Origin of the sequence: Selenomonas bovis DSM 23594 (genome assembly GCF_000381005.1) — a bacterium.
In the GTDB taxonomy this organism is placed as follows: Bacteria; Bacillota; Negativicutes; order Selenomonadales; family Selenomonadaceae; genus Selenomonas_C; species Selenomonas_C bovis.
On record NZ_KB908424.1, the window covers coordinates 1 to 9,019 of the forward strand.

Consider the following 9,019-nt stretch of genomic DNA (forward strand, 5'->3'; position numbering starts at 1 on the left):
CTGAATTTGCGTAGATGCGCTGTATCTCTCTAGGAGACAAACCGGAGGCGTAGCAGAGCTACGCTGAGGATTGTAGGGCGACGAGAGGACAGTGCAGATACGCAAAGGCAAGGTGCCGAATGAATCAGTGGTTCCTTAGAGCGCGCCGCCGAAGGTCGCCGTGAGCACGAGATAGGCAATCCCGCCCATGATCGCCGTGCAGGGAATCGTCATGACCCAGGCGACGACCATCGAGCGCGCGACATCCCAGTGCACCGCCTTCACGCGCTGCGCCGAGCCGACGCCCATGATGGAGCCGGAGACGACATGCCTCGTCGAGACCGGCAGATGCAGCAGCGTCGCCGAGAGAATCACGATGGCGGAGTTGAGATCCGCCGCGAATCCGTGCACGGGATGCATTTTGAAAATCTTGCCGCCGACCGTGCGGATGATCTTCCAGCCGCCGACGCTCGTGCCAAGTGCCATGGCGGCCGCGCAGAGGAGCTTCACGATATCAGGCACCTCGAGCGTCTCGATGAAGCCGCACGAGACGAGCGCGAGCGTGATGATGCCCATCGACTTCTGCGCATCGTTCGAGCCGTGGGAGAATGCCATGAGCGCCGCCGATATGATCTGCAGGCGGTTGGCCGTGAGATTGACCGCCGCCGGCTTGTACGAATGGCAGAGAGCGAAGATGAGCTTCATCACGAGGAAGCCGACCAGCATCGCCGTGACAGGCGACAGCACGAGCGACAGCACGATCTTCATGATGCCCCAGCCGTTGAGCGCCGCCGCGCCCGCCGAGACGAGCACGGAGCCGATGATGCCACCAATCAGCGCGTGAGACGAGCTCGACGGCATGCCGAACCACCACGTCAGGAGGTTCCAGATGATCGCGCCGACAAGGCCGGAGATGATGACCATCTCATTCACGAGATCGGGGCTCATGACGATATCGCCGCCAATCGTCTTCGCCACGCCCGTCGAAATCATCGCGCCGACGAAATTGAGCACTGCCGTGCCGATGATGGCGACGCCCGGTCGGATCGCGCGCGTCGAGACACACGTCGCGATGGCGTTCGCCGTATCGTGGAAACCATTGATGAAATCAAAGGCGAGTGCGAGCAGCACGACCATGATGAGGAGTGACATCTCAGGCATACTTCATCGTCACCTCTTTGATACTATTGCTGAGTTCCTCGACCTTGTCCGCTGTATCCTCCAATGTGCCGAGAATGTCCTTCCAGCGAATCACATCGAGAAGATCCTGCGTGCCGTCGAAGAGATGGGAAATACCGTCGCGGGAGATGCGGTCCACCTCAGACTCCAGACGGCTCAGACGCTCCGCGCGCTCCAAGAGGCGCCCCTCGTTGCGGCTGATATCCTTGAGCAGGCCGAAGATCTCCTGCAGTACCTTCGTCATCTCGACGATCCGCTCCATAATATCCGCCGCCACAGGCAGCGGCTGTTCGATATGGAACGTATCGAGACGCACGATAGCCCCCTGCATGAAGTCGATGCAGCTCTCCAGATGGCACGAAAGACGGTAGAAATCCCCCCTGTCGATGGGCGTGATGAATACGACTGACAGCTTCTGCATGACCTTGAGATTCGTCTCATCCGCCTTGTGCTCGAGCTGGATGACCTCCTGCAAATGCTGCTCGAGCTGCGAGACATCCTGCATGCCTTCCGCGCAATCACCGCCCCCGCATGGAAAATCTCCGCATTCGAGACGAGGTAGTCAAAAAGCTCCTCATGTTTATTGCTGATGCTGAACATACGTTACTCTTTTTTCTTTCATTTATAGATTACTATTTAATATACAGAGGAGAGTCTCGGTGTATGTAAAGCGTTTGTTATTTTTTTGTAAACAAATCCGATCGAAAGCGACATTCTCTAGAACTGCATTCTTACTCAAAAAAAATAGCGCCCCTACATTCCACGGTTGTACTATCAATCACCAACACAGGAAAGGCACTAAGCTGACATCATACCAAAACGAATCAATTCTTTTTTATATCAACAATATAAAAGAAAGCTATCCTCTTTTCTTGCCGGTTTCTAAAATCAAACGGCAGATCTCATCCACCTGCTCCAATGGGAGTTCCGCATAAAGAGGCAAAGTCAGCACGCGCTTGGCAATCGCTAATGCCACCGTCGTATCCTTCGAGTCATACTGACTGCAGTAGCAGTCAAAATCATTCACGAGCGGATAAAAATATTTTCGCGCCATGATGCCATGCTCCGCCAGATGATGATACACCTCATTGCGCGTCGCTCCAAACGTCTTCTCATCGAATACCACAGGGAAATACGCATAGTTCGGCTTCACGTCCTGCTGTTGCGGACTGAGCCTGATGCCCTCCACGCCAGTCAAGTACTCGCGATAGCGTGCGACCACTCTGCCGCGCTTCGCAATCTCCTCATCCACATGACGGAGATTGCAAAGCCCCATCGCCGCGCAGAACTCATTCATCTTCGCATTGGCGCCAACAGCCTCCACGCTTTCCAGTCCGTGGATGCCGAAATCCTTCAAATCCCAGATACGCTTCCCCAGCTCCTCATCATGGAACACCACAGCGCCGCCCTCGATGGTATGGAACACCTTTGTTGCATGGAAGCTCAGACACGACGCATCCCCATAGCCCGCGACGGCCCGTCCCCGATACGTCTCGCCAAACGTATGCGCCGCATCATAGAGGACACGCAGACCGTATTTATCCGCGATACGCTGAATCTCCTCTACATGGCAGACATGACCGTAGACATGGACGGGCACGATCGCACAGGTACGGTCTGTAATCAAGGACTCCAGTTTCGACGTATCCAGCGTATAATCCTCAGGATCGATGTTGCAAAACACCGGCGTAAGGCCGTTGCGTACAATGGCATGCGTCGTCGAGGCAAACGTAAACGGCGTCGTGATGACCTCGCCGTGCAGATTCATCGCCTGAAGCGTCATCTCAAGCGACATATGCCCATTCACGAGCAAATCAAGATGCTCAACGCCCATATACTCCTCAAGGGCCTTGACAAATGCCTGATTCTTCGCCCCCATATTGGTCAGCCAATGCGTTTCCCAGAGCTCGCGAATCTCATCGACATACTCCTCAAGCGGCGGCATCGAGGACCGCGTCACTAAAATCTTCTCCATCGTATCTCTCCCATCCTCACCCCGTAGCAATCATGCGTCTTTATTTATTAAAGCATATCTTTCCTAGCAAAAAGCAGATAATATTCATCTCGAATTTTATAATCCCATTCCATTTTGATGCAGAGGAATCCTGCCTCCGCCATATCAGTTATCAGATTCCCAATATAATAATCTTTATTTCCATAATTCATATAACCTTTTTCGATTACAGTGTTATCAAGTCTTATAAATTTTTCGTTTCTGATATAACTCATTAAGACGTATTTTGTTGCATTGAATTGCTTAAACAACGCTCTCTCGTCTTTTACATACGGTACTACACCTGCTAAATAATATAAATCGATACCATTGATAACAGGGATTTTTTCTTCATTGATATTGCATACAATGGTCTCATCATTTCTCTTTCGATAATCCAAACCGTAATATTTTATTTCTCGAGGCAAATATTTCTTTAGTAAGCATTCTCCACAGCCAATATCCAGAATAGAACCGACATTTTTAGGAATCAGTTTCACCATGGCTTGCGCTCGCTTTTCCCATCCTGTTCTCATGTTGCTTAAAGCGCTATCGTTTTCCCTCTCGTAATCCATCCACATCTTATCATGATAATATATATCATAGAATGCATGATTAAGTTTCCACCCATTAAAAAAGTTTACATTTTCTCTACATCCATATTTCGTTAGTATTTTTTTTGCATAATCATACTTTCTGCTATCTGTGACGATGATAATAATCTTTTCAAGATTTTCTTTTGTAAGGAACTCGAATCTATGTATTTTTTTTAATTTATTCCCAATCAAGAATTCTCCATCATTTTCATCAATAAAATAATCTATCGTCTCATATCGATCAATTGTAAACAGTTTTTTTGCCCATTCTCCTGCAAAACATGCGACTAGCTTTTTCATACATCCTCCTTAATTCTTATACGTTGTTCCACCTTATAAGAAAGCAACATTATCTTAAGCTTATTTCATAAGAGACATCACGTCTCATCATATCTTTTCCATTAACATCGATGACCTTAGTGTGATTCATCATTCTTTTGTATTTTTTGTTTAGTTCTGTTATCGAATCTGCTATTATCGTTACTTCTGCAATTCTATCTCCACTACTATTCATTCCATCGAATATTGTTCCTGGATTTTTTAGCACAAAATAACTATCGATAATTTCATCATTAACCAGCTCTTCAAGTCCTTCTATATGATCATATACTCCGCTGTAGCAATAAATATATTCATTAATTATATATTTATCGAATCTCTTTTTTTTAGGTTTTTTATATACGCCGAGTGTGATATCAATAGTCCAATCAATAATATCGATTCCCGTCATCTGATGAATTAGTTGATGTTTCAGCCCACCTCCAGTTCTAGCGCTAAATTCAATAACCCACAATTTATCATCATGATATAACATTTGAATCAACAAAGGACAATTTTTCAGATTGAAATTTTTTACAATCTGTATTGCTATTTTTTGAATATCATGATATATGTGATTTGGAATACCAGCTGGAACTACCGATCTGAAAATGATAAATTTTTCTTTTTCACGGACTTTTTGACTCTCTGAAACACATAAGATTGTAGGGATACCATCTACTACATACGCATCTACAGACAATTCCTTTCCATCTATGAATTCTTCCACGATGGCATCATCTGTCCTGCTATACGCAAATGCTTGATCAAGAAAATATTTGACATCTTCCGATCCAGTTACCTTTTTTACACCCTTAGATGAATTGCAATCCACCGGTTTGATAATCAACGGAAATTTAAAATTGTCAGGGATATGATATTCTCCTTTTTTTAATAGCACATAATTCGCTGTAGGAATTCCCTCTTCCTGCATGATAGCTTTCATATACTTCTTATTCGTAACATTTCTTCCAGTAAGAGCATCGATATAACATGGCAAGCCCAATTCTTCACTCAAAAGCGCTACCGTATTCAGCGCCTGATCCGTACAAACTGTAATAATCAAGTCTACCTTTTCACTTACTGCAATTTTTCTCATTGCTTCAACATCAAGTGTACTTTCCTGATAAAATTTATCTGCGTATGACTCAGCAATCGGATGATTCGTATAATCAGCTAAAATTATATAATAGTCTCTTTGTTTTAATCGTTTTATCAATTCTATCTGTGGTAAACCACCAGCAAGCACTAATGCTTTCATTTTTTCTCCTCACCATTATCCATAAACAAACTCCGGAATAAATTTTCTTCCCATACTTCTAAAATCGATTTCAGTAACTGCAGATGCTAAATCAATAATGCTAGTTATATTTTTCGTTGAAACCCCACATTGAATCGCTGCATCCTCTACTGGTACTAAGCCACATGGGACATCTTCTATGATATATCGATGATGAATTGTCTCCGGTGCATCTATGGCACGATACTGTTTTGTATTCTTCAAGCACTCATACAATCCATGTCCATCGACATTATATGTTCGTTTCAGCCAGGTTTCTGTAGTTTCAATTTCATATCCTAAAGCCTTAGCAACAGATATTTTTTCATGATCCATTTTTTCTAAAAAAGAAGCTATCGAAGGTGTTATACCATCATAGTAGTATTTAAACGCTGTTTTTTTATTTTCTATCCAACCAATATTCATCAAAACAGGTGCGCAATGTAATATCATACCTACATTCGAAAGTGATGTAATAACTGTAGACTTTACCGGTTTGAAATATTTTCTTATACACATTGGAATTCTGGAAATTATATACTCCAAATCGTTTTTTCCTATCGACGCAATCTCAACATCATTTTTCAAAGCAAAAATTTGAGCACAATTTTCAGAATATTTTCTGCAAGTATAAATAATTGTTTGTGTTTCTGCGATATGCGGCAGTTCACTAACGCCACATTCTTTCAAAGTATGAGCGAATTCTATTGCTCCAAATGTCCTTCCAGGATTTAATATAATTACCATGTTTTTATTGACGAAAGGTGCTAGCATTTTCGCTATTTCTTTATGAGCATTACTCGGAGTTGTCACCATGATGAAATCTGAAATCACATCTGAAATATTCGAAGATACTTTTTTCAAATGTCCTATCCCATTTATGATTCCTGAGCAACATACATCACCAGTTTTTTTCACTTCCGCAATATGAGCTGGTGTTCTATTCCACAACCTAACATTTAATCCACATATACTTAAATGCGCAGCCATTGAAAGACCTTGGTGCCCGCCTCCGCAAATAAAAACTTCTTTTGCCCCAACTGAATCAGAATCCATCTGTTTTACCTTCTCCTTAAAAATTTTAAATTACAAATGGCATCCGGAATATTTGTAACACATTGATTTATTTTTATTTCTGTTGGCATAATCAAATCATGATCAACAAGCCAAATCCCTCCATCATGAAATTTAGTCGTCCATTCTTTTGCATGTTTGAATTCATCAGATGTCGACCACAATTCCGGTACGGGTAACCAACCAGATGCAAAGGCAATATATAATCCTTCTGGAGAGTACAAATCAGGAATATTTTCTTCCATTGCATTTATAATTTTCTTTGACTCTTTTTCCAATAAATATGTTCTTTGTTGAATATCATCTGTAAATACATCTGGTGTACTCTTTTCTCTTTTTCGTTTCCTATATTCTTTGAGTGCTGCCCTGACAATTTTTATACTGTCGTTTATTATTTCTGGTGTTGCTAAATACAATGCCTCACAATAACTTACTACATGTATTATTTCAGGACTATAAATATTTTCAGGATCAATATCATCCATAAGTGCTGTCACAGCAGCTAGTTGTATCTTAGCTTCTTCGATATCTGGTTTGAAATAATCTAACCCTGCTCTCGTTTGAATGATGACTCTATAATTGTCATCCTCAAGACTTTTTATAAGTTTGATCAATACTCTTGACTTAGCTAAATCTTGAACTCCCCATGTACTTCTAGGTGTATTTAACATATTCTGCAATATAAACGTTTTTCCACCATATTTTTTTACTGTTTTCGCAGCAAGATATTCTGAAACAATATATGTGAGATCATCGCAGCCTCTGAATGCAAAATGATGCGGCACATTCGTTTCTACTGGCTTATTCGTTGTAGCTATATATTGAATGGCAAATAAATGCTTCCTTAGATTGTCATATAATTTATTTGGTCCCCTGCCATCGAGTTCATCAAACCACCACAATGATAAAGCATGCCACGCGATATTGATAGAACGCTCATACATTTCTGCCATTTTTACAACATTATTTGTTCCGGAATAAGTTCTTACGAGCATTGGCGAAGCAGATTCCCAAATATCGTGATATTCTTTTTCAGAATTTACCGGAACTCCACCTCCATTCGTTTTATTAAACCAATCTTCCCCAAAATTTGACTGCGACAACTGCGAACAGCCTATGGAAAGAATATCCAAATATCCTGCTTCAGCTAATTCTCTGCACCATTTACTATATTTTTTTAAACATTGCTCTCTTGTCAGATCAGCCGAATACGGACCCGAATGTGCTCGGATGAGCGGATGGAATTCTCCTGCAAAGTTGTTATCAAGGCGTAATAATAATGTATCATTAAATTTTCCATATTCTGGGTATCTTTTTCTTACTAAAGGCTTCTCTTTTTTATACTCTCCTTTTTTTATTATATCTGTTCCAAATTCCAGCAACTCTTTATCGTACCGACATCCTTTAACAATATTTTGTGGAATCATCTCAATAGGTACCCCTATTTTCAATAATGTTTCCTCCACAGATTCCCCACCGCAAAAAGTATCTATTTTCCCACCGAACTCTTCGCCTATTTTCTCGCACGCTGGTTTGAGCCCTGAAAAACATATTGCTCTTACCTGTGAGTATAACGATCCATATAACCCTGAATTATTTAGATAATGAATTAAAATTCCGACTATACTTACCGCAATTCTTGGATCCAATCTATAAGAAATGCCAATATTTGTGATTTTATTTTCTACAATCCAATTTTTAATAATTTCTTTTTTGCTGTCTGCTTCTATTTTCCCTAATGCATCTTGAACACTTTCAGGAGCAATCATTACCTTGTATCCACATTCTCTAAGTAGCGCAGCCACAGAATAAATCCCCATCGTATGCGCGTCTATTAATGTTTTGATTATCCCGAAAACAGTATCATTTTTATTATTAATAACTACCATAACAATACTCCTAGCAGTACATTATATACTTACAGAATATCTCCAAAACCTCTTAAAAACCAATTGCTGATAGATACCGAAGAACAAGAAGACAACTCGCCAAGCTTCATCTCGCGGCTTTTTCATGGATGTTCTGTCCACACTTGAACGTTATATCCTGGAAAACTAACATATAAACTTTTCTAAGTGAATTTTCGTACATAATCTTATAATAACCGGGTGCATGAGAGCAACTGATAGCCTCGACAATATCGCGCAAGAATAATTCCTTCCTGCCATGAAAAAGAATTATATTCCACTCACTGAGCATAAAACGGCTTTTCACGATTCAAGCAACTTCATCCATATGAAAATAGTTTTAATCCACATACACATTGAAAATCTCCTTTATCATAACACAGACGCCCCCCCCCGCAAGACATTTCCCTATTTTGTTTACATCTTACACTTTACGTTCATCGTCATTTATCTATACCTTTTCGATATTCTCACACGATTTCTTTCCTCATCATTTCAAAACGTTAAATGATATTCCTGCCACACAAAAAAGGGGCTGTCTCACGAAAGCATTTTCGTGCGGATAGCCCCGTTTTCTTTGACCTCAATCACGGTCATCTGACACTGGCGATAATCATGGCATAAAAAACAGTACAAGAAACAGGCGGTCACCGATCGCCTCGTTTTTTGCACTGTTCTGTTTCAGGCTGCTGCC

The 9,019-nt window shown here is 41.8% G+C and carries 7 protein-coding genes; all 7 read right to left on the minus strand.

Annotated elements, in window-relative coordinates; all coding sequences use genetic code 11:
- Positions 1-135 precede the first annotated feature (135 nt).
- On the minus strand, positions 136-1,140 hold the full coding sequence (locus F599_RS0112445; protein ID WP_019543831.1) for an inorganic phosphate transporter: 1,005 nt from the start codon (positions 1,138-1,140) through the stop codon (positions 136-138).
- Complete coding sequence (locus F599_RS14640; RefSeq protein WP_019543832.1) at positions 1,133-1,663, minus strand: DUF47 domain-containing protein; 531 nt, start codon at positions 1,661-1,663, stop codon at positions 1,133-1,135. The genes F599_RS0112445 and F599_RS14640 overlap by 8 nt, the downstream gene beginning before the upstream one ends.
- Before the next feature lie 354 nt (positions 1,664-2,017).
- The gene (locus F599_RS0112455) at positions 2,018-3,133 is read right to left on the minus strand and encodes a DegT/DnrJ/EryC1/StrS family aminotransferase (RefSeq protein ID WP_019543833.1); all 1,116 of its coding nucleotides are present in this window, start codon (positions 3,131-3,133) and stop codon (positions 2,018-2,020) included.
- A 47-nt stretch (positions 3,134-3,180) separates the two neighbouring features.
- Entirely contained in the window at positions 3,181-4,047 is an 867-nt protein-coding gene (locus tag F599_RS0112460; protein WP_019543834.1) for a class I SAM-dependent methyltransferase, read from the minus strand.
- A gap of 49 nt (positions 4,048-4,096) precedes the next feature.
- Entirely contained in the window at positions 4,097-5,326 is a 1,230-nt protein-coding gene (locus F599_RS0112465) for an ATP-grasp domain-containing protein (RefSeq protein ID WP_019543835.1), read from the minus strand.
- A 15-nt stretch (positions 5,327-5,341) separates the two neighbouring features.
- A complete protein-coding gene (locus tag F599_RS15260) occupies positions 5,342-6,400 on the minus strand; it encodes an NAD/NADP-dependent octopine/nopaline dehydrogenase family protein (protein ID WP_071592880.1) in 1,059 nt (352 codons plus the stop codon).
- Between the two features lie 5 nt (positions 6,401-6,405).
- On the minus strand, positions 6,406-8,307 hold the full coding sequence (locus F599_RS15265) for a cobalamin-binding protein (protein ID WP_071592881.1): 1,902 nt from the start codon (positions 8,305-8,307) through the stop codon (positions 6,406-6,408).
- Positions 8,308-9,019: the final 712 nt, after the last annotated feature.

What these genes read in the sequence shown, in the direction of transcription:
- F599_RS0112445 (WP_019543831.1), bottom strand. Translation starts at nt 1,140, where the DNA reads ATGCCTGAGATGTCACTCCTCATCATGGTCGTGCTGCTCGCACTCGCC.
- F599_RS14640 (WP_019543832.1), bottom strand. Translation starts at nt 1,663, where the DNA reads ATGCAGGATGTCTCGCAGCTCGAGCAGCATTTGCAGGAGGTCATCCAG.
- F599_RS0112455 (WP_019543833.1), bottom strand. Translation starts at nt 3,133, where the DNA reads ATGGAGAAGATTTTAGTGACGCGGTCCTCGATGCCGCCGCTTGAGGAG.
- F599_RS0112460 (WP_019543834.1), bottom strand. Translation starts at nt 4,047, where the DNA reads ATGAAAAAGCTAGTCGCATGTTTTGCAGGAGAATGGGCAAAAAAACTG.
- F599_RS0112465 (WP_019543835.1), bottom strand. Translation starts at nt 5,326, where the DNA reads ATGAAAGCATTAGTGCTTGCTGGTGGTTTACCACAGATAGAATTGATA.
- F599_RS15260 (WP_071592880.1), bottom strand. Translation starts at nt 6,400, where the DNA reads ATGGATTCTGATTCAGTTGGGGCAAAAGAAGTTTTTATTTGCGGAGGC.
- F599_RS15265 (WP_071592881.1), bottom strand. Translation starts at nt 8,307, where the DNA reads ATGGTAGTTATTAATAATAAAAATGATACTGTTTTCGGGATAATCAAA.